Source organism: Mesorhizobium sp. ISC25 (genome assembly GCF_042295465.1).
Classification (GTDB): domain Bacteria; phylum Pseudomonadota; class Alphaproteobacteria; order Rhizobiales; family Rhizobiaceae; genus Mesorhizobium.
This window is the reverse complement of sequence record NZ_CP135441.1, coordinates 5829974-5853160: the sequence shown is the minus strand read 5'-3', so window position 1 is coordinate 5853160 and position 23187 is coordinate 5829974. Positions and strand designations below refer to the sequence as shown.

At 63.8% G+C, this 23187-nt stretch carries 20 protein-coding genes; 11 read left to right on the top strand and 9 right to left on the bottom strand.

Annotation, left to right across the window (positions count from 1 at the left end):
• The first annotated feature begins 29 nt into the window (after positions 1 to 29).
• The 11 genes from RQ479_RS28835 to RQ479_RS28785 all read left to right on the top strand — a co-directional run bounded on the left by RQ479_RS28835 (position 30) and on the right by RQ479_RS28785 (position 12598).
• Complete coding sequence (locus RQ479_RS28835) at positions 30 to 1580, top strand: acyl CoA:acetate/3-ketoacid CoA transferase (protein WP_376706032.1); 1551 nt, start codon at positions 30 to 32, stop codon at positions 1578 to 1580.
• The gene (locus tag RQ479_RS28830; RefSeq protein ID WP_376703258.1) at positions 1573 to 2349 is read left to right on the top strand and encodes an enoyl-CoA hydratase/isomerase family protein; all 777 of its coding nucleotides are present in this window, start codon (positions 1573 to 1575) and stop codon (positions 2347 to 2349) included. The genes RQ479_RS28835 and RQ479_RS28830 overlap by 8 nt, the downstream gene beginning before the upstream one ends.
• Before the next feature lie 15 nt (positions 2350 to 2364).
• Positions 2365 to 3876 carry an aldehyde dehydrogenase family protein gene (locus RQ479_RS28825; RefSeq protein WP_376703257.1) on the top strand — a complete coding sequence of 504 codons (1512 nt, stop codon included), beginning with the start codon at positions 2365 to 2367 and terminating at the stop codon, positions 3874 to 3876.
• A 59-nt stretch (positions 3877 to 3935) separates the two neighbouring features.
• Positions 3936 to 5189 (top strand): ABC transporter substrate-binding protein, encoded by a 1254-nt coding sequence (locus RQ479_RS28820; protein WP_031194023.1) that lies wholly within the window; start codon positions 3936 to 3938, stop codon positions 5187 to 5189.
• 142 nt (positions 5190 to 5331) lie between these two features.
• Positions 5332 to 6291 carry a carbohydrate ABC transporter permease gene (locus tag RQ479_RS28815; RefSeq protein ID WP_376703256.1) on the top strand — a complete coding sequence of 320 codons (960 nt, stop codon included), beginning with the start codon at positions 5332 to 5334 and terminating at the stop codon, positions 6289 to 6291.
• Positions 6288 to 7232 carry a carbohydrate ABC transporter permease gene (locus tag RQ479_RS28810; protein ID WP_376703255.1) on the top strand — a complete coding sequence of 315 codons (945 nt, stop codon included), beginning with the start codon at positions 6288 to 6290 and terminating at the stop codon, positions 7230 to 7232. Before RQ479_RS28815 ends, RQ479_RS28810 begins: the two co-directional genes overlap by 4 nt.
• Positions 7233 to 7236: 4 nt before the next feature.
• Entirely contained in the window at positions 7237 to 8352 is a 1116-nt protein-coding gene (locus tag RQ479_RS28805) for an ABC transporter ATP-binding protein (protein ID WP_376703254.1), read from the top strand.
• 5 nt (positions 8353 to 8357) lie between these two features.
• Positions 8358 to 9860: a GMC oxidoreductase gene (locus RQ479_RS28800; protein ID WP_376703253.1), complete on the top strand. Its 1503-nt coding sequence runs from the start codon at positions 8358 to 8360 to the stop codon at positions 9858 to 9860.
• On the top strand, positions 9857 to 10618 hold the full coding sequence (locus tag RQ479_RS28795) for a 3-ketoacyl-ACP reductase (RefSeq protein ID WP_376703252.1): 762 nt from the start codon (positions 9857 to 9859) through the stop codon (positions 10616 to 10618). Before RQ479_RS28800 ends, RQ479_RS28795 begins: the two co-directional genes overlap by 4 nt.
• Positions 10619 to 10647: 29 nt before the next feature.
• Positions 10648 to 12276 carry a GMC family oxidoreductase gene (locus RQ479_RS28790; RefSeq protein WP_376703251.1) on the top strand — a complete coding sequence of 543 codons (1629 nt, stop codon included), beginning with the start codon at positions 10648 to 10650 and terminating at the stop codon, positions 12274 to 12276.
• Between the two features lie 10 nt (positions 12277 to 12286).
• Positions 12287 to 12598 carry a Dabb family protein gene (locus RQ479_RS28785; protein WP_376703250.1) on the top strand — a complete coding sequence of 104 codons (312 nt, stop codon included), beginning with the start codon at positions 12287 to 12289 and terminating at the stop codon, positions 12596 to 12598.
• Here the strand turns inward: RQ479_RS28785 and RQ479_RS28780 are convergent, their stop codons facing one another.
• The 9 genes from RQ479_RS28780 to RQ479_RS28740 form a co-directional block, all read right to left on the bottom strand.
• Positions 12599 to 13444 (bottom strand): EamA family transporter, encoded by an 846-nt coding sequence (locus RQ479_RS28780; RefSeq protein WP_352465875.1) that lies wholly within the window; start codon positions 13442 to 13444, stop codon positions 12599 to 12601.
• A 7-nt stretch (positions 13445 to 13451) separates the two neighbouring features.
• Entirely contained in the window at positions 13452 to 14366 is a 915-nt protein-coding gene (locus RQ479_RS28775) for an endonuclease/exonuclease/phosphatase family protein (protein ID WP_376703249.1), read from the bottom strand.
• Between the two features lie 193 nt (positions 14367 to 14559).
• Entirely contained in the window at positions 14560 to 16110 is a 1551-nt protein-coding gene (locus tag RQ479_RS28770; protein ID WP_376703248.1) for a cation:proton antiporter, read from the bottom strand.
• Between the two features lie 176 nt (positions 16111 to 16286).
• Positions 16287 to 17351, bottom strand: coding sequence for an ABC transporter ATP-binding protein (locus RQ479_RS28765; protein WP_376703247.1), 1065 nt, complete (start codon positions 17349 to 17351; stop codon positions 16287 to 16289).
• A gap of 16 nt (positions 17352 to 17367) precedes the next feature.
• Entirely contained in the window at positions 17368 to 18159 is a 792-nt protein-coding gene (locus RQ479_RS28760; protein WP_352867206.1) for an ABC transporter permease, read from the bottom strand.
• Positions 18156 to 19070 (bottom strand): ABC transporter permease, encoded by a 915-nt coding sequence (locus tag RQ479_RS28755; RefSeq protein ID WP_376703246.1) that lies wholly within the window; start codon positions 19068 to 19070, stop codon positions 18156 to 18158. Before RQ479_RS28755 ends, RQ479_RS28760 begins: the two co-directional genes overlap by 4 nt.
• A 64-nt stretch (positions 19071 to 19134) precedes the next feature.
• Positions 19135 to 20241 (bottom strand): ABC transporter substrate-binding protein, encoded by a 1107-nt coding sequence (locus RQ479_RS28750; RefSeq protein WP_376703245.1) that lies wholly within the window; start codon positions 20239 to 20241, stop codon positions 19135 to 19137.
• Between the two features lie 243 nt (positions 20242 to 20484).
• Positions 20485 to 21657 (bottom strand): iron-containing alcohol dehydrogenase, encoded by a 1173-nt coding sequence (locus RQ479_RS28745; RefSeq protein WP_376703244.1) that lies wholly within the window; start codon positions 21655 to 21657, stop codon positions 20485 to 20487.
• Between the two features lie 17 nt (positions 21658 to 21674).
• Positions 21675 to 23063 (bottom strand): aldehyde dehydrogenase family protein, encoded by a 1389-nt coding sequence (locus RQ479_RS28740; protein ID WP_376703243.1) that lies wholly within the window; start codon positions 23061 to 23063, stop codon positions 21675 to 21677.
• Between the last annotated feature and the right edge of the window lie 124 nt (positions 23064 to 23187).

Sequence of the window (23187 nt, the reverse complement as noted above, 5' to 3'; positions counted from 1 at the left end):
CTGAGGCCGCCGGCCTGATCAGGGACGGCATGGTCGTTTCCGTGTCGTCGTCGAGCGGCCTCGGCTGTCCGGACGCGGTGCTGGCCGCCATCGGCGAGCGCTTCGACGCCGAAGGTCATCCCAAGGACATAACGACGCTGCACCCGATCGCCGCTGGTGACATGTACGGCATCAAGGGCATCGACCATCTAGCCAAGCCCGGCCTGTTGAAGCGCACTTTGTGCGGCTCCTATCCGTCCGGGCCGTCATCGTCGGAACCGCCGCAGATCTGGAAGATGATCGGCGACAATACGGTCGCCGCTTACAACGTGCCGTCCGGCATCCTGTTCGACATGCATCGCGAAGCCGCCGCCAAACGCCCCGGCGTGCTGACCAAGGTCGGGCTCGATACCTTTGCCGACCCGCGCCACCAGGGCTGCGCCATGAATGCTGCCGCCAGCGAGCCGATCGTTTCGGTGCAGCAGTTCGACGGCGAGGAGTGGCTCTATTTCCGCGCGATCGTGCCGCAGGTGGCGATCATCCGCGCCACCACCGCCGACGAGCGCGGCAACCTCACCTATGAGCATGAGGGTGCCTATCTCGGCGGCCTCGAACAGGCGCTCGCCGCCCGCAACAATGGCGGCATCGTCATCGCGCAGGTCAAGCGCGTCGTCGAGAACGGCACGCTGAAACCGCACGATGTGCGCGTGCCCGGCGTGCTGGTCGACCATATCGTGGTGGCGCCCGACCAGTTGCAGACGACGCTGACGCCCTACGATCCGGCCATCTCCGGCGAGATCTTCCGGCCGTTGTCGAGCTTCCGCAACGCCGAGATGAACGTCCAGAAGGTCATTGCGCGCCGCGTCGCCATGGAGCTTGCCGACGACATGGCGGTCAATATCGGCTTCGGCATCTCGGCCAATGTGCCGCGGATCCTGCTCGAGGAAGGCCAGCACGGCAAGGTCACCTGGGTCATCGAACAGGGCGCGGTCGGCGGCGTGCCGCTGCTCGACTTCAAGTTCGGCTGCTCGTCGAACGCCGACGCCTTCATGCCCTCGCCGCACCAGTTCATCTATTTCCAGGCCGGCGGCTTCGACGCCTCGCTGCTGTCCTTCCTGCAGATCGACCGCCATGGTTCTGTCAACGTGTCGAAGCTTTCGGCGCGGCCCCACGTCACCGCCGGCGCCGGCGGCTTCGTCGACATCACCGCGCGGGCGAAGAGGATCGTCTTTTCCGGTTTCTTCAATGCCGGCGCCAAGCTGTCGCTGGCCGGTGGCGGCATCCGCATCGACCAGGAGGGCAAGGTCAAGAAAGTCGTCGGTGAGGTCGAGCACATCTCCTTCTCGGGCAAGCGTGCCGTCGCGCAGGGACAGGACATCACTTATGTCACCGAGCGCTGCGTGATGAAGCTGACGCCGGCAGGGCTGACGGTGACCGAGCTGGCGCCGGGCATCGACCTGGAGCGCGATGTGCTGGCGCAGGCCGAGATCCCGCTCGCCGTAGCCAACGATCTCAAAGTGACGCCGGATGCGCTCTACAGGGACCGGCCGATCGGCCTGTCGCTCAATGGCGGCGCCTCGCTTGGAGGCGCCCATGGCTGAGCGCCTCGTCACCTTTGAAACCGACGGCGCCATCGGCATTGTCACGCTGCGCCGGCCGGAGAAATTCAACGCCCTCGACATCCCGATTCTGCGGGCGCTGGAAGCAGCACTCGACGAAGCCGAGGCGGCGGACGGCGTCCGCGTCGTGCTGGTCTGCGGCGAAGGCAAGGGCTTTTGCGCCGGCGGCGACGTCGAGGCGTGGGCAGAAATGAGCGCCGCCGATTTCCAGGTGCAATGGGTGCGCTACGGCCATCGCGTCTTTGACCGGCTGGCGCGACTGCGGCAGCCGACGATCGCCATTCTTGCCGGCCATGCGCTGGGCGGTGGGCTGGAACTGGCGGCTGCATGCGACCTCCGCGTCGCAGAAACACAGGTGAAGCTGGGGTTCCCCGAGACCTCGATCGGTGTCGTTCCTGGCTGGTCCGGCACACAGCGCGCCGTGCGCCGCTTCGGTGCGCAGGCGGTGCGGCGGATGGCGCTCGGCGGCGAGGTGTTTCTGGCGACCGAGGCTCTTGCTCTGGGGATTGTCGACCGGGTGGTCGAGACCGGCAAGGCTTTCGCCGAAGCCAAGGCCTGGGCCGGCAAGATCGCCGAGCGCGGACCGCTGGCGACCGAGGCCGCCAAGCTGATGATTGCCATCGCCGAAGGCGAAGAGAGTGCTGCCGCGACCGAAGCGCTGGCCAGCGGCTTCGTTGCGCTGACGAGCGATCTCAGGGCCGGCGTCGAGGCTTTCAAAGCCAAGCAGAAACCGGCGTTCTCAAGATCTTAGGAACCTGGAAATCACATGAACGCGCCTCTCAACATCGCCATGCCCGCCGAGGCAGCCGCAGCGCCGAAAAGCTATCGGCTGCTGATCGCCGGCAAGTTCGTCGATGCCCAGGACGGCCGCACACTGGAGCGCAGCAGCCCCGGCCACGGCTTCACCGTCTCGCGCTATGCACAGGCCGGCGCGGCGGATGTAGAGGCGGCAGTACAGGCCGCGCACAAGGCCTTCGAGACCGGCCCGTGGCCGCGCATGAAGGCAGCCGAACGCGCCACGATCCTGCTCAAGGCGGCTGACCTGATCGAGGCGCGGCTGGACGAGATTGCCCGGCTCGACGCACTGGAATCCGGCAAGCCGATTGCCCAGGCGCGCGGCGAGATCGGCGGCGCCGTCGACATCTGGCGCTATGCCGCCGCACTTGCGCGGACGCTTCACGGCGAAAGCTACGCCAATCTCGGCGACGCCATGCTCGGTGTTGTGCTGCGCGAACCGATCGGCGTCGTGTCGATCATCACGCCGTGGAATTTTCCCTTCCTGATCGTCAGCCAGAAGCTGCCCTTCGCGCTCGCCGCCGGCTGCACGGCGGTGGTCAAGCCGAGCGAGATGACCTCTGCCTCGACGTTTGTGCTCGGCGATATCCTGATGCAGGCCGGCCTGCCGGACGGCGTCGTCAACATCCTTGCCGGGCTGGGCGCCGATGTCGGCGCACCGATGGTCAGCCATCCGCTGGTCGAGATGGTGTCGTTCACCGGCTCCACCCGCGTCGGCAGGATGACCATGGCGTCTGCCGCCAACTCGCTGAAAAAAGTCGCGATGGAGCTCGGCGGCAAGAACGGCCAGATCGTCTTTCCCGACGCCGACCTCGAGGCCGCCGCCGACGCGGCGGTTTTCGGCGGCTTCTTCAACGCCGGCGAGTGCTGCAATGCCGGCAGCCGGCTAATCGTCCATGAGGCGATCGCCGACGAGTTCCTCGGCGCCGTCAAAGCACTCACCGCCAAGGTGACTGTCGGCGACCCGCTCGACGACCGCACCAAGGTCGGCGCGATGATCTCCGCCGACCATGTGGCCAAGGTCACCGGCTACGTGACGGCAGCGGAAAACGGCGGCGGCCGGATCTATGGCGGCGGCAAGCAGCTTGCTTCGAGCGCCGGCCAGTATCTTGATCCGACCATCGTTGGCGACGTCACCGAAGACATGGCCATTGCGCGCGAGGAAGTGTTCGGCCCGGTGCTCTCGGTGCTGACTTTTGAATCGATTGGAAGGGCGTTGCACATCGCCAACAACACGCCCTATGGTCTGTCGGCGGGCGTGTGGAGCGCCAGCATCGATACCTGCATGTCGGTGGCGCGGAATGTGCGTTCGGGAACCGTTTGGGTGAACACGTTCATGGAGGGTTATCCCGAGCTGCCTTTCGGCGGCTACAAGCAGTCCGGTCTTGGACGCGAACTCGGCAAGCGCGCCGTCGAGGATTATACCGAGGAAAAGACAATCCAGTTTCATCGCGGCCAGCGCACCGGATGGTGGGTCGGCTGAGTTGGGAAGAACCCGGTGGGCATCCGCCGGTCATGTAAGTTCAACAAGGGAGGAAGTACATGTTGCGCAAACTGCTTATCGGGACGGCTCTCGCATCGGGCGTTGCGTTCGCGGCCCATGCCGAGGACGTCAAGGAAGTCCAGATGCTGCATTGGTGGACGTCGGGCGGCGAAGCTGCCGCGCTGAACGTGCTCAAGCAGGATCTGGCCAAGGAAGGCTTTGCCTGGAAGGACGTGCCGGTGGCCGGCGGCGGCGGCGACGCCGCCATGACCGCGCTGAAGGCGATGGTGGCGGCCGGCAACTACCCGACCGCCTCGCAGATGCTCGGCTATACCGTGCTCGACTACGCCGCGGCCGGTGTCATGGGCGACCTGACCGAGACGGCGATAAAGGAAGGCTGGGACAAGTCCGTTCCCGCGGCCCTGCAGAAATTCTCCGTCTATGACGGCAAGTGGGTCGCGGCTCCGGTCAACGTCCACTCGGTCAACTGGCTGTGGATCAACAAGGCGGTGATGGACAAGATCGGCGGCACCGAGCCCAAGACCTTCGACGACTTCATCGCGTTGCTCGACAAGGCCAAGGCAGCCGGCGTCATCCCGCTCGCTCTGGGCGGCCAGAACTGGCAGGAAGCGACCATGTTCGACTCGGTCGTGCTGTCGACGGGCGGGCCTGAGTTCTACAAGAAGGCCTTCAACGACCTCGACGAGGAGTCACTGAAGTCCGACACGATGAAGAAGTCATTCGACAACCTCGCCAAGCTCGTCACCTATGTCGACCCGAACTTCTCGGGCCGGGACTGGAACCTCGCCACCGCCATGGTCATCAAGGGCGATGCGCTGGTGCAGGTGATGGGTGACTGGGCCAAGGGCGAATTCAACGCCGCCAAGAAGGTCCCGGGCACCGACTTCCTGTGCTACCGCTTCCCCGGCACCGACGGCAGCGTCGTCTACAACTCCGACATGTTCGGCATGTTCAACGTTCCGGAGGACCGCAAGGCCGCCCAGATCGCCCTGGCCACCGCCACGCTGTCGAAGAGCTTCCAGTCGGCCTTCAACGTCGTCAAGGGCTCTGTTCCGGCCCGCACCGACGTGCCGGATACCGATTTCGACGCTTGCGGCAAGAAGGGCATGGCCGACCTGAAGGCCGCCAATGAAGGCGGCACGCTGTTCGGTTCGCTGGCACAGGGCTATGGCGCGCCGCCGGCGGTTGCCAACGCCTACAAGGATGTCGTCTCGAAGTTCGTCCACGGCCAGATCAAGACCTCGGACGAGGCCGTGACCCAACTGGTCAGCGCGATCGAAGACGCCAAGTAAGGCACCGCCCATGTGAATGATCTCCCCGGCGCAAGCCGGGGAGATCCCCTGCGGCGAGGTTTGCGGTTGCGCCGACCGGGACGCTTTCGTGCCGGAGAGCCCGCGACGACAGAATTCCGGACCCGCTATACGGAATGGACAGATGAGCACAGTTGCTGAAACCAGTATCACGCTGACGCCGGAGCACGATGCCCGTCCGGGCGCCACGGTGCGCTCGCGCCTTCAGGAGGCGCTGCCGAAGCTCGTGCTGGCGCCGAGCTTCGCCACCACTATCGTCTTCGTCTACGGCTTCATCCTGTGGACGATCTATCTGTCCTTCACCAATTCCAAGACCTTCCCGTCCTATGCGATCACCGGGCCACGCGCCTATCAGCGGCTCTGGCGCTGGACCTTCGAAAGCGATCCGCCGTCCTCCTGGTACACGTCGATCACCAATATGGGGATTTTCGGCTTCCTCTACATTTCCATCTGTCTGGCGCTCGGCCTGTTCCTGGCGATCCTGCTCGACCAGAAGATCCGCGGCGAAGGTGTGCTGCGGCCGATCTATCTCTACCCGATGGCACTGTCGTTCATCGTCACCGGCGTTGCCTGGAAATGGTTTCTCGACCCCGGCCTCGGCCTCGAGCAGACGCTGCACCAATGGGGCTGGACGAGCTTCCATTTCGACTGGATCAAGAACAAGGATTTTGTCATCTACACGGTGGTCATCGCCGGCGTCTGGCAGGCGTCGGGCTTCATCATGGCGATGTTCCTGGCCGGCCTGCGCGGCATTGACGGCGAGATCCTGAAGGCGGCGCAGATCGACGGCGCCACCACCTTCCAGCTCTACCGCCGCATCGTTATCCCGCTGCTGCGGCCGATCTTTCTCTCGGCCTTGATCGTGCTCGCGCATCTCGCCATCAAGTCCTACGATCTGGTCGTCGCGCTGACCAGCGGCGGGCCGGGCGGTTCGGCCTGGCTGCCGTCCAATTTCATGTATGAGTACACCTTCAAGCGCAACGAGATGGCCGTCGGCTCGGCCAGCGCCGTGATCATGCTGATGACCATCACCGCGATCATCGTTCCCTATCTCTATTCCGAGCTTCGGGAGAAGCCGCGATGAACGCCATAGCCACTCCTGCCCGCCAGAGCACTGGCGGCATCAGCGCCAGGACGGTCAACCGTATCGTCATTTACGGGCTGCTGGCGCTGTTCGCGCTGTTCTACCTGATGCCGCTATTCGTCATGCTGGTGACCTCGTTCAAGACCATGGACGAAATCCAGAACGGCAACATGCTGGCGCTGCCGCAGGCGCCAACCTTCGCACCCTGGATAAGGGCATGGAGCGAAGTCTGCTCGGGTCTCACCTGCGTCGGCATGAAGGGCTATTTCTGGAACTCGATCAAGATGGTGGTTCCGGCCGTCATCATCTCGACCCTGCTCGGCGCGCTCAACGGCTATGTGCTGACGAAGTGGCGCTTTCGCGGCGCGACGCTGGTGTTCGGGCTGATGCTGTTTGCCTGCTTCATCCCGTTCCAGTCGGTCCTCTTGCCGATGGCAACGATCCTCGGCAGCCTCGGCCGGTTCGGCGTCAAGCTGCAGAACGCGACCGGCCTCACCTTCGGCTTCGGCAATCCGACGGTGAACCTGGTGTTTGTCCACGTCGTCTACGGCATCGGCTTCACCACCCTGTTCTTCCGCAATTATTACGAAGCGTTTCCGAACGAGCTGGTGAAGGCGGCGCAGATCGACGGCGCCAGCTTCTTCCAGATCTTCCGGCGCATCATGCTGCCCAACTCGCTGCCGATCATCGTGGTGACGGTGATCTACCAGTTCACCAACATCTGGAACGACTTCCTGTTTGCCTCCGCCTATGCCGGCTCAGGCGACGTCATGCCAATGACGGTGGCCCTGAACAATGTCGTCAACACCTCGACCGGCGTCGTCGAATACAACGTCAACATGGCGGCGGCGATGATCGCCGCGCTGCCGACGCTCCTCGTCTACGTGCTCGCCGGCCGCTATTTCGTGCGCGGCCTGATGGCCGGCGCCGTCAAAGGATAATCGCATGGCTTTTCTGGAAATTGACGGGTTGAAGAAGCGTTTCGGAGCGGTCGAGATCCTGAAAGGCATCGACCTCGACCTCGAAAAGGGCGGCTTCCTCGTGCTGGTCGGGCCTTCCGGTTGCGGCAAGTCCACGCTGCTCAACACCATTGCCGGCCTGGAGACCATCACCGAAGGCGAAATCCGCGTCGACGGACGCACGATCAACGATCTCCACCCCTCCAAGCGCGACATCGCCATGGTCTTCCAGAGCTACGCGCTCTATCCGAACATGACGGTTGCCGGCAATATCGCCTTCGGCATGGAGATGCGCGGCGTGCCGGCCGATGAGCGCCAGAAGGCGATCGACAAGGTGGCGAAAGTCCTGCAGATCGGCCATTTGCTTAAGCGCAAGCCAAGCCAGCTTTCCGGCGGCCAGCGCCAGCGGGTCGCCATGGGCCGGGCGCTGGTGCGCGATCCAAAGCTGTTCCTGTTCGACGAGCCTTTGTCCAATCTCGACGCCAAGCTGCGCGTCGACATGCGCATCGAGATCAAGCGCCTGCACGCCACCACCGGCACCACCATCGTCTACGTCACGCACGACCAGATCGAGGCGATGACGCTGGCCACCAAGATCGCGGTGATGCGCGACGGCGAGGTGCAGCAGTTCGGCACGCCGGCCGAAATCTATAACAATCCGACCAACCTGTTTGTTGCCGACTTCATGGGCTCGCCGGCGATGAACCTGATCCCGGCGACGATCGGCAGCAACGGCAGCGGCTTCTCCGTCGTCATGGAGCGCGAGACGCGCCAGCCGATCTCGCTGCCGCTGGCCAACGCGCCGGCCGGTCTTTCGGCATTCCAGGGCAAGCCGATCATCTTCGGCGTCCGCCCGGAAGCACTGACCGATCCCGAAGGGGCCGAACGCAACGCCTCGAGCATTGCCCGCGCCGACTGTCACATCGAGGTCATCGAGCCGGCCGGCTCGGATACGTTCGCGGTCACCAATCTCGGCGGCAAGGCGGTGGTGGCGCGGCTGCGCGCCGATGCCAACATCCAGCCCGGCACGGTCACGCCGCTCGCCTTCAACCTGACCAAGGCGGTGTTCTTCGATCCGGCGACCGAGAAACGCATCGTCTGACAGCCATGACAAATCCCGACATTGTCATCATCGGCTCCGGCATAGGCGGCGCCACGATCGCCTCCGGCCTTGCCGGCAGCGGCGCCTCGATCCTGATGCTAGAGCGCGGCGAACCACTGCCGGCAACGCCGCACACACGCGACACGCGAGCTATCTTCGTCGATGGTCACTATCGGCCGAAGGAGATGTGGCTCGAGGCCGGCGGAGCGCCTTTCAACCCGGGCAATTACTACTATGTCGGCGGCAATTCGAAATTCTACGGCGCCGTGCTGATCCGCTACCGCGGGCAAGACTTTTCGGAGATGGAGCACTATGGCGGCATCTCGCCGGCCTGGCCGTTTTCCTATGAGGAATTCGAACCCTGGTATTCCAGGGCCGAGCAGCTTTTCCGCGTGCGCGGTGCGCTGGGTGAAGACCCGACCGAGCCATTCCACTCGATGCCCTACCCTTTCGGGCCGGTACCCGACGAGCCGCCGATCGCGCGCGCCCGCGCCGAACTCAAGAGCCTCGGTCTGCACCCGGCATCGCTGCCGCTCGGCGTCGACATCGAAGCCTGGCTGAAAGACGGCAGCACGCCGTGGGACGCGTTTCCCAACACCGGTGCCGGCAAGGTCGACGCCCAAACGGGACCGCTGGCGTCGGCCCTTGCCGATCAGAACATCAAGCTCGAGACCGGAGCCCACGTCGAACATCTCGAGGCATCGCCGGATGCGAGGACAATCGCCGCCGTCCATTATCGACAGAACGGTACGCTGAAGAAAGTCGCGCCGAAGCTGGTCATCCTATCGGCCGGCGCGGTCAATTCCGCCGCCATCCTGCTGCGCTCGCCTTCCGCCAGCGGGAAAGGCTTGGCCAACCGCTCCGACCAGGTCGGCCGCAACTTCATGAACCACAATTCGAGCGCTATGCTGGCGATCGATCCGCGCCGCCGGAACAAATCCGTCTATCAGAAGACGCTGATGCTGAACGACTATTATCTATCCGACGGCAAGGGCGGCAAGCCGCTCGGCAACGTCCAGCTCCTCGGCAAGATCGACGGCAACATCCTCAAGGCCAATGTCAGGCGCGCGCCCAAATTCGCGCTCGATTTCATGGCCGGCCACGCCGTCGACTGGTATCTGATGTGCGAAGACCTGCCCGATCCCGAGAGCCGCATCGTGGTCGACGGCAAGGACATCGTCATGCAGTGGCGGCGCTCCAACATGCAGTCGCTCGACCGACTGACCAAGGTGATGCGCGAGAATTTCCGCGCCTGCGGCTATCCGATCGTGCTGTCGCGGCCGTTTGACAAGCGCACGCCCTCGCATCAGTGCGGCACGGTGAAGATGGGCAGCGATCCAGCGACCTCGCCGCTGGATCCGTTCTGCCGCTCCTTCGACCACAGCAATTTGTTCGTCGTCGACGCCGGCTTCCTGCCGAATTCGGCCGCCGTCAATCCGGCGCTATCGATCGCCGCACAGGCGCTGCGCGTCGCGGATCATATCCGCAAGACGGAGCTCGCAACATGAGCCGCCCGGCAGTCATCGTCACCGGCGGCGCGCGCGGCATCGGCCTTGCCTGCGCCGAGGCGCTGGCCGATGCAGGCTTCGACCTCCTCGTCGCAGACCTTGCCGAGAAGCCCGCCGATGGACTTGCCTCCGACATTACAGCGCGCGGCGCCTCATTCGCATACCATCGCTGCGACATCGCCGACCTCGACGGCCATGCAGGACTGATCGATGCCGCGACAAGCGCCTTCGGCCGCATCGACTGCCTGGTCAACAATGCCGGCATCGGCACCGTCCTGCGCGGCGACCTGCTTGAACTCAAGCCGGAAAATTTCGACCGGGTGCTCGGCATCAATCTGCGCGGCACCGTATTCCTCAGCCAGGCCGTTGCCAAAGCGATGCTCGGCCTGCCGAGCGATGGTGCGAGATCGATCATCACGATCACCTCGGTCAGCGCCGCCATGGCCTCGCCGGAACGTGCCGATTACTGCATTTCCAAGGCCGGGCTTTCGATGTGGGTGAAGAACCTGGCGCTGCGGCTTGCCAGCGAAAACATAGCCGTGTTCGAGGTGCGCCCGGGCATCATCCGCACCGACATGACAGCCGGTGTCACCGCCAAATATGACGGGCTGATCGACGGCGGGCTGGTGCCGGCAATGCGCTGGGGCGAGAGCGAAGATATCGGTGCCGCCGTGGCAGCACTCGCCGGCGGCAAGCTCGGCTTTTCGACCGGCTCGGTCATCAATGTCGACGGCGCGCTGTCGGTGCCGAGGCTATGAACAGGTGACGCCATGATCGACTACATCCCATGACCGACTACATAATCGTCGGCGCCGGCCCGGCCGGCTGCGTACTCGCCAACCGGCTGAGCGAAGATCCATCGCATCAGGTGCTGCTGCTCGAAGCCGGCGGCAAGGACTGGCATCCGCTGATCCACATGCCGGCGGGTTTTGCCAAGATGACCAAGGGCATCGCCGCCTGGGGCTGGTCGACAGTGCCGCAAAAGCACATGCAGGACCGCGTCTTCCGGTACACGCAGGCCAAGGTGATCGGCGGCGGCTCCTCGATCAACGCCCAGATCTACACGCGCGGCAATGCCCGCGACTACGACGCCTGGGAGAAGGAGGAAGGCCTTGCCGGCTGGGGCTATCGCGACGTGCTGCCCTATTTCAAACGCGCCGAGAACAACCAGCGCTACGCCAACGATTTTCACGGCGACCAGGGCCCGCTCGGCGTGTCGAACCCGATCGCGCCGCTGCCGATCTGCGAGGCCTATTTCCGTGCCGGACAAGAGATGGGCATTCCCTTCAATCCCGACTTCAACGGCACCAGCCAGGAGGGCGTCGGCTATTACCAATTGACGCAGAAGGACGCCAAGCGCTCCTCCGCCTCGGTCGCCTATCTCCGGCCGATCCGCGAGCGCAAGAATCTCACCGTCAGGACCGGCGTACTGGTGACACGCATCGTCGTCGACAAGGGCCGCGCCGCAGGGGTCGAGATCGTCGACAGGCCGGGCGGCCAGCCAACGATCCTGCGCGCCGAACGCGAGGTGATCGTCTCGTCCGGCGCCATCGGCTCGCCGAAGCTTCTGATGCAGTCGGGCATCGGCCCGGCCGACCATTTGAAGGCGATCGGCGTGACACCGGTGCATGATTTGCCTGGCGTCGGCTCCAACCTGCAGGATCACCTCGATCTGTTCGTCATCGCCGAATGCACCGGCGACCACACCTACGACAACTACGCCAAGCTGCATTGGACGGCGTGGGCCGGCCTGCAATATCTGCTCCTGAAGAAAGGCCCGGTTGCCTCCAGCCTGTTCGAGACCGGCGGCTTCTGGTACGCCGATCCGACCGCCGCCTCTCCCGATATCCAGCTGCATCTCGGCCTCGGCTCCGGCATCGAGGCCGGCGTCGAGAAGCTGAACAATCCGGGCGTGACATTGAACTCGGCCTTCCTGCGCCCGCGCTCGCGCGGCACGGTGCGGCTGAACAGTGCCGACCCGGCCGACCGCCCGCTGATCGATCCGAACTATTGGGCCGATCCGTATGACCGCGACATGTCGATCAAGGGGCTGAGGCTGGCGCGCGAGATCATACGGCAGAAGGCGCTGCAGCCCTATGTCCTGCGCGAGGTACTGCCGGGACCCGACCTGCAGAGCGGCGACGAGTTGTTCGACTACGCCTGCCGCAGTTCCAAGACCGACCACCACCCGGTCGGCACCTGCCGCATGGGCCACGATGCGATGAGCGTGGTGACGCCCGATCTCAGGCTGCGCGGTATCGAGGGCCTGCGCGTCTGCGACGCCTCGGTGATGCCGCGCATCCCCTCCTCCAACACCAATGCCCCGACGATCATGGTTGGCGAAAAGGGCGCCGATCTGATCCTTGGCCGCGAGCCGCTGCCGCCAGCAGTGTTTTCCACCAACCGAGCGGCATGAGGGACAAAGAATGATCAGGCACTGTGTCTTCGTCAGATTTCACAACGATGTCGCCGACGCCGAGCGGGCGGCAATCCATGCCGATCTCGAAGCGTTGCGGCCGGTGATCGACGGCATGGGCAAGGTCGAATTCAGCGCCAATACCAGCCCGGAACCCTTCGCTCGCGGCTTCACACACGGCTTCACCATCGACTTTCGCGATGCCGCGGCACGCGATGCCTATCTGGAGCATGAAGCGCATCAGCGAGCCGGCGCAAGACTTGTCGCGGCGCTCGAACGCGGCACCGACGGGCTGATGGTTTTCGACCTCGAGATCGCGTGACTATCCCATTCTCAGCGCAACGACGCCGGCTACGATGCTAAGCACCGCGGCACCTCGCCATGCCGTCATCTTCTCGCCGAGCGCGAACACTGAGATCATCATGGCGAACAGGATCGATGTTTCGCGCAGCGACGCCACCGAGGCGATCGGCGCCTTGGTCATCGCCCACATCACGATCCAGTAGGCGCCACCGCTGAGCACGCCGGTATAGATTCCCGCCTTCCAGTCGCGCGCCAGCACCGGCAGCGCCTGTGGGCCGCGAAAGACGACGCACAGCACCAGCGCCCACAGCGCATCGCAGACGAACAGCCACGCCGCATAACTCGACGCGGTGGCGGCCAGCCGCGCGCCGCTACCGTCGGACAGCGTATAGCTGGCGATGAAGATCGATGTGCCCAGCGCGAAGCCGACGGCGCGCAGGTTCAATTTCTCCAGATGCGCGCCGCCGCGAAACGACAGCACCAGCGTGCCCGCCGACAACAAGAGGATGCCGACGATGGCGAGCGGCGCCGGCATCTCGGCAACGACGACAATGCCCCCCAAAGCGGCCAGCAACGGCGCGGTGCCGCGCGCCAGAGGATAGGTCTGGGCGAAATCGCCGGCCTTGTAGGCGCCGATCAGGAACGTCCTGTAGCCCATGTGGAAAACAACCGAGGCGAGGATGTACGGCCACACTTCCGGCTTCGGCACCTCGACAAAGGGCAACGTCACCAGCGCCGCGGCACCCATGCCGAGCGTCATCAGCGTGATCGACAGGAAACGGTCGAGATGGACCTTGACCAGCGCGTTCCAGATCGCATGCATGGAAGCGGCGGCGAGCACCGCGAAAAAGACAAACAGGCTCATCGGCGGTTCATCCGCCGCCCGTCCCGATGACGATCGGCGTCTCCAGGTCGATATCGACCCAGAGCGGAAAATGGTCGGAAGCGATTTGGCCGATTTCGGCACTGACCGAGCGCACGCGCCCCGCAAACATGCCGCCGACGAAGCAATGGTCGAGCCGGCGGTTTGCCAGCCTGCCGTCGATGGTCTTCACATGGGTGTGGAAATCCGTTGTCGTTTCTATGGCGACGGCGGCGGCATCGACAAAACCGTCGAGATAGGCGGCACCGCGATGATAGGGCGTGCTGCCGACGATGCGCCGGTACTCGGCGCTGCCCGGCTCCATGTTGAAGTCGCCCATCCAGATCGCCGCCAAGGGGTTTTCGGGCTCCTGTTCGCCATTGCTCCAGTTGCGCGCCGGCTCATCGTCGGCGCCGCTCCACGGGCCGCCTTCGGAGGGGGCGCGGCGATGCTCGGCGAGCAAATAGTCGATCTGCTCCAGCCGCTCCTCGGCCGCGATATGCGCCAGATGCAACGACAGCACCCGCACCGGGCCGGCGGGGGTGCGGATCATGCATTCGAGTGCCGCGTTGCGGGTGTTGAGCGGACGAAGCGCGCGCCTGAGCGGCAGCGTATGCAGCCGTGACCAGACGATCGGCAGCTTCGACAGCACCATGGTGCCGAATTGCCGCCGCCGGTTGACGATGCGGCCTTCACGCCGGTGGCTGGCATCCATGTCGAAGGCCGGCCCGTAGACCCAATGATAGTCGGGCAGCAATTGCGAAAGAAGTTCCGGCTGGTCGTCCTCGTTGCTGCGCCGCCAGTGCCGTTCGACTTCCTGCAAGGCGATGATGTCGGCTTCGGCGACAACTTCGACACAGCGCGCCAGATCGTAGCGGCCATCGCCGCCGAAGCCGTACTGGATGTTGTAGCTGACCAGCTTCATTGCTTATCCGGCTCACTTTCCTGGTGGCAGTAGCGGTTCGCTGACAGCCTTGCAATGTGCAGCCGGACGGAGGGAGCTTGGGCCAGATGCTAATGCTTGTCGCCCAAAAGTGCGCAGCGGTTTTGGGATAACGACATGCGTAAAGACAAAAACTTAAAGCGCGTCGCAAGAGGCTGTTCAAGCGCGACGCGCTTTAAGTGGTCAGCGGCTGGAACCGACCGGGCGGGGAAGCGGCCAGTTCCGACCAGTCGATCTCTTCCTCGAGGCGGTGGTAGGCCTCGTCGCCGATTGTTCCGTCGATGCGCAGGCGCTCCAGCGCATCGCGCTGGCTCTTGATGGCATAAAGACGCAATCTGTCATACTCGGTCGCCGCCTGGGCATCCTCCGGGTTTTCGGCGATGGCGCGCTGGGCGGCATATTGCTCGCGCACCGCCCCTGCCGCGCTCGATGTCTTGCCGCTGAGCACGTCCAGCGCCGCCTGCATGATGGCGACGCGCGCCTGCGCCACCTCCCGGTCGACCGTCCGGTCGAGGTCGAGATTGAGCAGAAGCAGCAACGGTTTCAGGCTGACGCCTTGCAGCACCAATGTGCCGAGCACGACCGTGAAAGCGGCGAGCACGATCGGATCGCGGCCCGGAAAGGCGGCCGGCAAGGCGAAGGCTGCAGCAAGCGTCACCAGGCCGCGCATGCCGCACCAGCCGATAAGCACGCCGCCGCGGAGTGTCGGTGCGTCCTTCCGCCTGTCCTCGTCGCCCAGACGGGCCACCGCTCTGAGGATCGCACCGCAGCCCAGCACCCAGACAAGCCGCGATACGATGACGACGGCCAGCACAGCCAGGGCAAAGACGAACGCCTGGCTTTGCCCTTGCTCGGCAAGCCGGCCGACGATCGACCGCGCTTGCAGGCCCATCAGGACAAAGGCCAGAACATTGAGCACGAACACCGCCGTCTCCCAGACCGAGTAGGAGCTGACACGATTCCTTGCCGGCATGCGGCGCGGCGATGTACGTGCGATCGTCATGGCATAGACGACGATCGTGATGATGGCGGAAAGCCCAATCCTGTCGGCCAGGATCCAGACGCCGAACGTTGAGGCGAATTGCACCACGGTGCCGCTCGCCGGGTCGTCGATGCGGCCGAGTATTGCGAGAGACAACCGGCCGAGCACATAGCCTGCGGCAAGGCTGCCGACCGTCGACAGCAGGATCATTGGAACGGCACTGCTCAACAGGATGGAGCCGGCGGCAGCGGAAACCGACATCCTGTAGATCAACAGCGCGGTGGCGTCGTTGAGCAGGCTCTCGCCTTCCAGGATGGCGGTGATGCGGTGCGGCACCTTGAACTGTCCGAGCACGGCAGCGGCTGCCACGGCATCGGGCGGCGCCACGATCGCGCCAAGCGCTATAGCGGCGGCGATGGGCAGGCCTGCCATCGTCCAGCCGACCAGCGCGACCGTCACCGTGGTGAAGATGACGGCGCCAAGCGCCAGCAGGATGAGCGAAACCTTGTAGCGGTTGAGATCGCGCAGCGACGTGTCATAGGCCGCGTCGAGCAGAACCGGCGCGATGAACAGAGCGAGCGCCAGCTCCGGGTCAATCTCGATGGTCGGTGCAAACGGCAGGAAGGCGATGCCGGCGCCGGCCAGCGCCAGCAATGATGGATAGGGAACCTGCAGACGCCGCGACAGCGCGGTCAGGGCGACCGCGATGAGAAGCAGAACAAGGGTGAGTTCAAAAAGCGCCATGCCCTATCGTAGCGGTGAAGCCGGGCGATTGGCACTGCAAAAACGGCCACGGCCTTGGCTGCTGGTGAATGGTGAATGGTGAATGGTGAATGGTGAATGGTTGCGCAACAGAGAAATTTCGGCGCGTAAAGTGCATTCTCACTATTCACCATTCAATATTCACCATTCACTCTTCCCTAATGCAGCACGAGCATGTCGCCCGACGAGAACGAAATCTCGGCCTTTTCGCCGACGGCCGGCGGCGGTGTGGCCGGACTGTTGAACGTGTCGAGCGAGACCGTGCTGCCGCCGATGCCGACGCGCACCCGGATGACCGAGCCGAGGAAATGCACCTCGGCGATTTCGCCCGAAAGGCTGGAGTCGCGGCCGGGGTGGCGGCCGAGCGAGATCGCCTCGGGCCGCAGCGCCAGCGACAGCGTGTCGCCGGACTTCGAGCCGTTGAGCTTGCCCTTGAGCGAGACCTCTTGCGAGTTGACGCGCACCTTGCCCGAAGCCGCGTCGGTGACCGTGCCTTCAAGCACGTTCAGCGTGCCGACGAAATTGGCGACGAATTTGGATGCCGGCCGGTTGTAGATCTCGAACGGCGTGCCGACTTGCTCGGCCTTGCCGCCATGCATGACAGCAATGCGGTCGGAGATCGACAGCGCCTCTTCCTGGTCATGGGTGACGAAGATGGTGGTAATGCCGAGCTTCTTCTGGATCGAGCGGATTTCCTCGCGCAGTGATACGCGTACCTTGGCGTCGAGCGCCGACAGCGGCTCGTCGAGCAAAAGCAATTTCGGCTTCGGCGCAATCGCCCGCGCCAGTGCGATGCGCTGCTGCTGGCCGCCGGAGAGCTGGTAGGGGTAGCGGTCGCCCATCTGCGGCAGCTTGATGATGTCGAGCATCTCGGCGACGCGCCTGTCGGCATCGGCTTTTGGCATACCGGCGACTTTCAGCCCGAAGGCGATGTTCTGCGCCACGGTGAGGTTCGGAAACAGCGCATAGGCCTGGAACACCATGCCGACATTGCGCTGATTGGGCTTGAGCCGGGTGATGTCCTTGCCGGCCACGACGATCTTGCCGGCGGACGGCTCCTCGAAACCGGCGACCATCCGCAGCACCGTCGTCTTGCCGCAGCCCGATGGCCCAAGGAAAGAGACGAATTCGCCTGGCTCGACGTCGAGGTTGAAATCCTGCACCACGGTGATGGGGCCGAAGGATTTTCGCACATGCTGGATTGAGAGGAATGGCTCGGTCATGGCTTTTTCCTTCGGGTCAGTTCGGACGGTTCGCCGATCGCGGCGCGAAACGCGACAGGATCTGGATCAGCGACATGCAGCCCCAGGTGATGGCGAAGGCGATGATGGCAAGCGCCGCCGGCTCATAGGCGCGGTTGGCGCCGACGTTCTGCAGATAGGGTCCGAAGGCAGGCCGGTTGAGCAGGCTGGCCATGGTGAATTCACCGATGACGATGGCAAAGGTCAGGAAGGCGCCGGACAGCACCGCGATCAGTACGTTGGGCAGGATGACCCGGGTGATGATCGTGCCCCAACCGGCGCCGAGGATCTGCGCCGCCTCGGTTAGTGTCCGCACGTCGATAGTGCGAAGCCCGGTGTCGACGGCGCGATACATATAGGGCAGCGCCAGTGTCGCATAACCGATGACCAGCAAGGCGTTGGCTCCTGTCTCGCTGGCCAGGAACGGCAGCGGTGAGTTAGACCCGTACATTCTGATGTAGCCGAAGACGATGACGATGGCGGGAATGACCAGCGGCAACAGCGTGATGAACTCGACCACAGGCCTTAGCTGCGGCAGCCGCAGGCGAATCCAGTACGCCGCCGGCACCACCACCAGCACGCCAAGGACGATGGTGAAGATGGCGGCGACCACCGAATAGATGAAGGTCGCCTGAAAGCGGGGATCGCCGAGCACGACCTGATAGGCATCGAAGGAATAGGCGCCGCGCCGCATGCGCATGGAGAATTCCACGGTCGCGATAAGTGGAATGAAGAAATAGGCCGCGCCGAGCGCGAAGACGACCCAGGCCCAGAATCTGCCGGACTTCATTTGAGCCACCTCTCAGAGCGCGTCCGGAACCAGATGTAGAAGACATTGGCCAGCCCGGTGATGACGATCATGCCGAAGGCGATGGCGTAGCCGAGATGGGCATTGTGCAGCACGTCACCGCGGATCTGCGCGTAGAGCAGGATAGGGACGATGTTAAGCGAGGAGCCGGTCAGAGCGTAAGCGGTGGCGATGGCACCGAAGGCGTTGGCGAACAAGAGGATGACGGTGCCGAGGAAGCTTGGCCAGATCACCGGAATGACGACCATGCGCCAGAACTGCGCCTGGGTCGCGCCAAGCGTTGCCGCCGCTTCGCCCCATTCCTTCTTCAGCCCATCGATCGCCGGCACGATGATCACCACCATCAGTGGGATCTGGAAATAGACATAGGTCAGCGTCAGGCCCCAGAACGACAGGATGTTGAAACCATGGGCATAAATGTTGAAGCCGACCAAGACGTTGAGCAGCACCGTGGCGAGCCCGAGCCGGCCAAGCGTCGCGAGAAAGGCGAAGGCCAGCGGCACGCCGGCAAAATTGGAGGCCACGCCGGAGAAGGTCAGTGTCGCCGAGCGTATCCACTCTGGCAGCCCGCCGCGCACGATGGCGATGGCAATGGCAAGCCCCGCGAAAGCACCGATCAGCGACGACGCGAGGCTGACCTTGATTGAGATCCAGTAGGCGGCAACGATCGACGGCTGCGCCAAGGCCGCTATGTTTTCGAACGTGAATTCACCGGCATCGTTCCGGAATGCGCCCAGCATCAGATAGAGTGTCGGCAGGATCAGGAACATGACGGCGAAGATGAAGAAAGGCGCAACGCCAAGCCATTGCGTCGGCAGCCTCATGCTGCGGGCGTCGGCAGGAGGCGCGGTCTTCCCGGCAACAGCGTGATCGGACAACGAGATATCGGTCATGCGCCGGCTACCGTCCTGGAGGTATGCCGGGCGGCGATTGAAGCCGCCCGGCCGATCTCAAGTCTTACTTGACGTTGGCGCCGACGACGGCGTCCCAGTTCTTGGTGATGGCTTCCTTGGCCTTGCCCTGCTCGTCGAGCGTCGGGAACACCGCGGCTGCATAGGACTCGGCCGGCGGCAGCTTGGCCATCACGTCAGCCGGGAGCTTGCCGTTCTTGGCAAGGTCGTTGAAGCGGATCGGGTGGCAATAACCCTTCAGCCAGCCGATCTGGCCTTCGTCGGAATAGAGATATTCCAGCCATAGCTTGGCAGCATTCGGGTGCGGCGCGTAGGCACTGATCGCCTGAACGTAGACGCCGGCGACAACGCCGGTCTTCGGCACGACGACGTCGACCGGCGGATTGCCCTTCAGCGTATCGCGGCCGGCAAGCGCGTTATAATCCCAGGTCACCAGGATTGGCGTCTGGCCTTGCGCAAGCGTCGCGGGCTTGCCGATGACCGGCACGAAATTGCCGGCGGCGTTGAGCTTCTTGAAGAAGTCGAGACCAGCCGTGCCGGCAGCTTCGCCGGCAGCCGCACCGCCGGAAAGGCCGGCGGCATAGACGGCCTGGATGGCCTGGTTCGAAGCGCGCGGGTCACCGGCGAGCGCCACGGTATTGGCGAACTCCGGCTTCAGCAAGTCGGCCCAGTCGGCCGGCGCTTCCTTGACCAGGTCCTTGTTCACCAGGAACGAAAGCACGCCGTAATAGTCGCCGGTCCAAAAGCCTTGGGCATCCTTGGCGCTGTCCGGGATCGAGTCCCAGGTTGATACTTTATAAGCCTGGATCAGGCCATCCTTCTTTGCGGTCGGGCCGAAGCTCAGGCCGACGTCGATGACGTCGGGCGCCTGCGGACCCTTGTTGTCCTTATTGGCCTTGATCGCCTCGACCTCGTCACCGGAACCGGCATCGGGGTTGAGCTCATTGACGGTGATCCCCGGATATTTTGCCTTGAAGCCGTCGATGACCGCGCCGTAGCCGCACCAGTCATGCGGCAGCGCGATCGTGGTGAGCTGGCCTTCAGCCTTGGCTGCGGCGACCAGTTCATCCATGGACTGGGCCGACGAGATGGCAGAGGTCGCCATCAGGGCGACGGCCGAAAGGGAAAGCAGTTTTCCCGTGAATTTGAACATGTGTTCTCTCCGTTGAACTGACGCCGTTGGACGCCTGCGATGCGGTATCGTTTTCGTGTGACAGCCAGATGAAAGCTTTGTGAAACCGGCGCCCCGCAGTATGAAAAAGTAAACTCTTTTTAACCGGCTGTAGCAATCGCCACGCCGTTATTTTTCCGGCTAACTAGTTTCGGCCTTGCCTTTCATCCTTTCCCCCTTTTCTTCGCCTCTTTTCCCAAGTGAATTTTCAATGCTGAGCTTGTCTCAGACGGCGCCGGCGATGGCGTTTTCAAGCAACGTCAGCGCCGCCTTCTTGGTCAGCTTGACCGGGTTGCCGCCGGCGGTCGGGTCGACCACCGCCATGTCGGCGATCAGGCCCTTGCGCTTCTTGTCCATGTCGAGCCCCTTGATCAGGCCGGGTAGTGCGTGCGGCACCTTGAGCTCCTTGCGCAGCTTGATGATCGCCTTGGCAAAGCCGTCGAAGCCGCCCTTGATGCCGCAATAGGCGGCGAGCCGGGCGATGCGCGGCTCGATCGCCTCACGGTTGAAGGCCAGCACATAGGGCATGAACACCGCGTTGGTCATGCCGTGGTGGGTGTCGTAGAGCGCGCCGATCGGATGCGACAGCGAATGAATCGCGCCAAGCCCTTTCTGGAAGGCGGCGGCTCCCATGGCGGCGGCGCTCATCATGTTGGCGCGGGCGACCAGATCCTTGCCGTTGGCATAGGCTTTCGGCAGGTTTTCGAAGACCAGCCTGATGCCTTCCACCGCGATGCCGTCTGCCATCGGGTGATAGCCCGGCGCGCAATAGGCTTCGAGACAATGGGCAAGCGCATCCATGCCGGTGCCGGCGGTGATGAAGCCGGGCATGCCGACCGACAGTTCCGGATCGGCAATGACGATCGCCGGCAAAAGTTTCGGATGGAAGATGACCTTCTTGGTATGGGTCGCTTCATTGGTGATGACGCCGGCGCGGCCGACTTCCGAGCCGGTGCCGGCCGTGGTCGGCACGGCGATGATCGGCGCGATCGCATCGGCATCGGCGCGTGTCCACCAGTCGCCGACATCCTCGAAATCCCAGACCGGACGTGTCTGCCCGGCCTGGAAGGCGATCAGCTTGCCGAGGTCGAGCGCCGAGCCGCCGCCAAAGGCGATGACGCCGTCATGCTTGCCCTTCTTGAACACGGCAATGCCGGCGGTCAGGTTGGAATCCACCGGGTTCGGCTTGACCTCCGAAAACACGCCATACGGCACTTTGGCGTCGTCGAGGATCTTCAGCGTCGAGGCCACCACCGGCAGCTTGGCCAGTCCCGGGTCGGTGACGAACAGCGGCCGCTTGATGCCGGTCGCCGCCAGCACCTCCGGCAGCTCCTTGATGCGCCCGGCGCCGAAGCGGACGGTCGTCGGGTAATTCCATTTGGAAACGAGTTTTGTCATTTTTGTCTTTCAGAAAATCAGATGGTTTCGCGCAGATGGTATGATTTCGGCCTGGTCAGATTATCGTAGCCGATGGCCGACAGTGCCGCGCCCTTGCCGGTGTCCTTGACGCCGGTCCAGACCAGCGCCGGGTCGAGATAGTCGCAGCGGTTCATGAACACGGTGCCGGTCTCGACGCGATCGCCGATCGCCGCCGCATGGTCGGTGTCGCGCGTCCAGATCGAGGCCGTCAGCCCATAAGGGCTGTCGTTCATCAGCGCGATCGCTTCCTCGTCATTGCGCACCTTCATGATGCCGACGATCGGGCCAAAACTTTCCTCGCGCATGACGCTCATCTGGTGGTCGACCTGGGTCAGCACTTCCGGCGCCAGATAGGGCGAACCCTCCTTGTCGTTGGCCACCTTCATATCGATATGCGCCCTGGCGCCCTTGCGCAGCGCCTCGGCCTTCTGCTCGCGGATCAGGTCGGCGAAGCGCGCCTGCGCCATCGGCCCCATGGTGGTCGCCTGGTCGAGTGGATTGCCGACGACGTAGTTCTTCGTCTCGGCGATGAAGCCTTCGACGAATTCGTCGTAGACCTTCTCGTGGACATAGACGCGCTCGATGCCGCAGCAGCACTGGCCGGAATTGAAGAAGGCGCCGTCGACCAGATTGGCAACGGCATGGTCCATCTTGGCATCCGGCAGCACATAGGCCGGATCCTTGCCGCCAAGCTCGAGGCCGAGCGTCATGAAGGTGCCCGCCGCCGTCTTTTCGATGGCGCGGCCGCCGGCGACCGAGCCGGTAAAGTTGACGTGGTCGATCTTGCCGGAGCCGAGCAGCCTTTCGGTCTGCGCATGGTTCAGGACGAGGTTCTGGAACAGGCCCTTGGGCAGGCCGGCTCTGTCGAACGCCTGCTGAAAACGTTCGCCGACCAACAATGTCTGTGCCGCGTGCTTGAGGATGACGGCGCTGCCCGCCATCAGCGCCGGCACGATGGTGTTGACGGCGGTGAGATAGGGATAGTTCCACGGTGCGATCACCATGACCACGCCGAGTGGCACCTTCTTCACATAACGGCGAAAGCCGTCCTTCGGGTTGGAGGCCATGACCGGCTTTAGGGCCGCCTCGGCGATCTCGACCATGTAGCTGACGCGTTCCCTGACGCCGCCGAACTCGCCGCCATAGCGCACCGGCCGGCCCATCTGCCAGGCGATCTCCGGCACGATCTCGTCGGTCCCGGCGACCAGCGCTTCCAGCATGGCAAGCATGTATTTGCCGCGCTCGACGACTGGCGTCTGCGCCCACTTCTCCTGCGCCGCCTTGGCGCGCTCAACTGCGGCACCGATCGCCTGGTCCGTCGCCAGAGGCCGTTCGGCATAGATCGAACCGTCGACGGGGGATTTTATCTTGACCGTTTCGGTCATGCCTTGGGTCCTCGCATTCTACAATAATTATCGTTGGTCACGCCGCCCTCATCCGCCTGCCGGCACCTTTCCGCCTATAGTGACGGAGAAGGGACAAGCTCCAGCGCTGGCGACCCCCTCTCCC

Coding starts and splice junctions, on each gene's coding strand:
- RQ479_RS28835 (WP_376706032.1), top strand. CDS start 30: ATGGTCGTTTCCGTGTCGTCGTCGAGCGGCCTCGGCTGTCCGGACGCG.
- RQ479_RS28830 (WP_376703258.1), top strand. CDS start 1,573: ATGGCTGAGCGCCTCGTCACCTTTGAAACCGACGGCGCCATCGGCATT.
- RQ479_RS28825 (WP_376703257.1), top strand. CDS start 2,365: ATGAACGCGCCTCTCAACATCGCCATGCCCGCCGAGGCAGCCGCAGCG.
- RQ479_RS28820 (WP_031194023.1), top strand. CDS start 3,936: ATGTTGCGCAAACTGCTTATCGGGACGGCTCTCGCATCGGGCGTTGCG.
- RQ479_RS28815 (WP_376703256.1), top strand. CDS start 5,332: ATGAGCACAGTTGCTGAAACCAGTATCACGCTGACGCCGGAGCACGAT.
- RQ479_RS28810 (WP_376703255.1), top strand. CDS start 6,288: ATGAACGCCATAGCCACTCCTGCCCGCCAGAGCACTGGCGGCATCAGC.
- RQ479_RS28805 (WP_376703254.1), top strand. CDS start 7,237: ATGGCTTTTCTGGAAATTGACGGGTTGAAGAAGCGTTTCGGAGCGGTC.
- RQ479_RS28800 (WP_376703253.1), top strand. CDS start 8,358: ATGACAAATCCCGACATTGTCATCATCGGCTCCGGCATAGGCGGCGCC.
- RQ479_RS28795 (WP_376703252.1), top strand. CDS start 9,857: ATGAGCCGCCCGGCAGTCATCGTCACCGGCGGCGCGCGCGGCATCGGC.
- RQ479_RS28790 (WP_376703251.1), top strand. CDS start 10,648: ATGACCGACTACATAATCGTCGGCGCCGGCCCGGCCGGCTGCGTACTC.
- RQ479_RS28785 (WP_376703250.1), top strand. CDS start 12,287: ATGATCAGGCACTGTGTCTTCGTCAGATTTCACAACGATGTCGCCGAC.
- RQ479_RS28780 (WP_352465875.1), bottom strand. CDS start 13,444: ATGAGCCTGTTTGTCTTTTTCGCGGTGCTCGCCGCCGCTTCCATGCAT.
- RQ479_RS28775 (WP_376703249.1), bottom strand. CDS start 14,366: ATGAAGCTGGTCAGCTACAACATCCAGTACGGCTTCGGCGGCGATGGC.
- RQ479_RS28770 (WP_376703248.1), bottom strand. CDS start 16,110: ATGGCGCTTTTTGAACTCACCCTTGTTCTGCTTCTCATCGCGGTCGCC.
- RQ479_RS28765 (WP_376703247.1), bottom strand. CDS start 17,351: ATGACCGAGCCATTCCTCTCAATCCAGCATGTGCGAAAATCCTTCGGC.
- RQ479_RS28760 (WP_352867206.1), bottom strand. CDS start 18,159: ATGAAGTCCGGCAGATTCTGGGCCTGGGTCGTCTTCGCGCTCGGCGCG.
- RQ479_RS28755 (WP_376703246.1), bottom strand. CDS start 19,070: ATGACCGATATCTCGTTGTCCGATCACGCTGTTGCCGGGAAGACCGCG.
- RQ479_RS28750 (WP_376703245.1), bottom strand. CDS start 20,241: ATGTTCAAATTCACGGGAAAACTGCTTTCCCTTTCGGCCGTCGCCCTG.
- RQ479_RS28745 (WP_376703244.1), bottom strand. CDS start 21,657: ATGACAAAACTCGTTTCCAAATGGAATTACCCGACGACCGTCCGCTTC.
- RQ479_RS28740 (WP_376703243.1), bottom strand. CDS start 23,063: ATGACCGAAACGGTCAAGATAAAATCCCCCGTCGACGGTTCGATCTAT.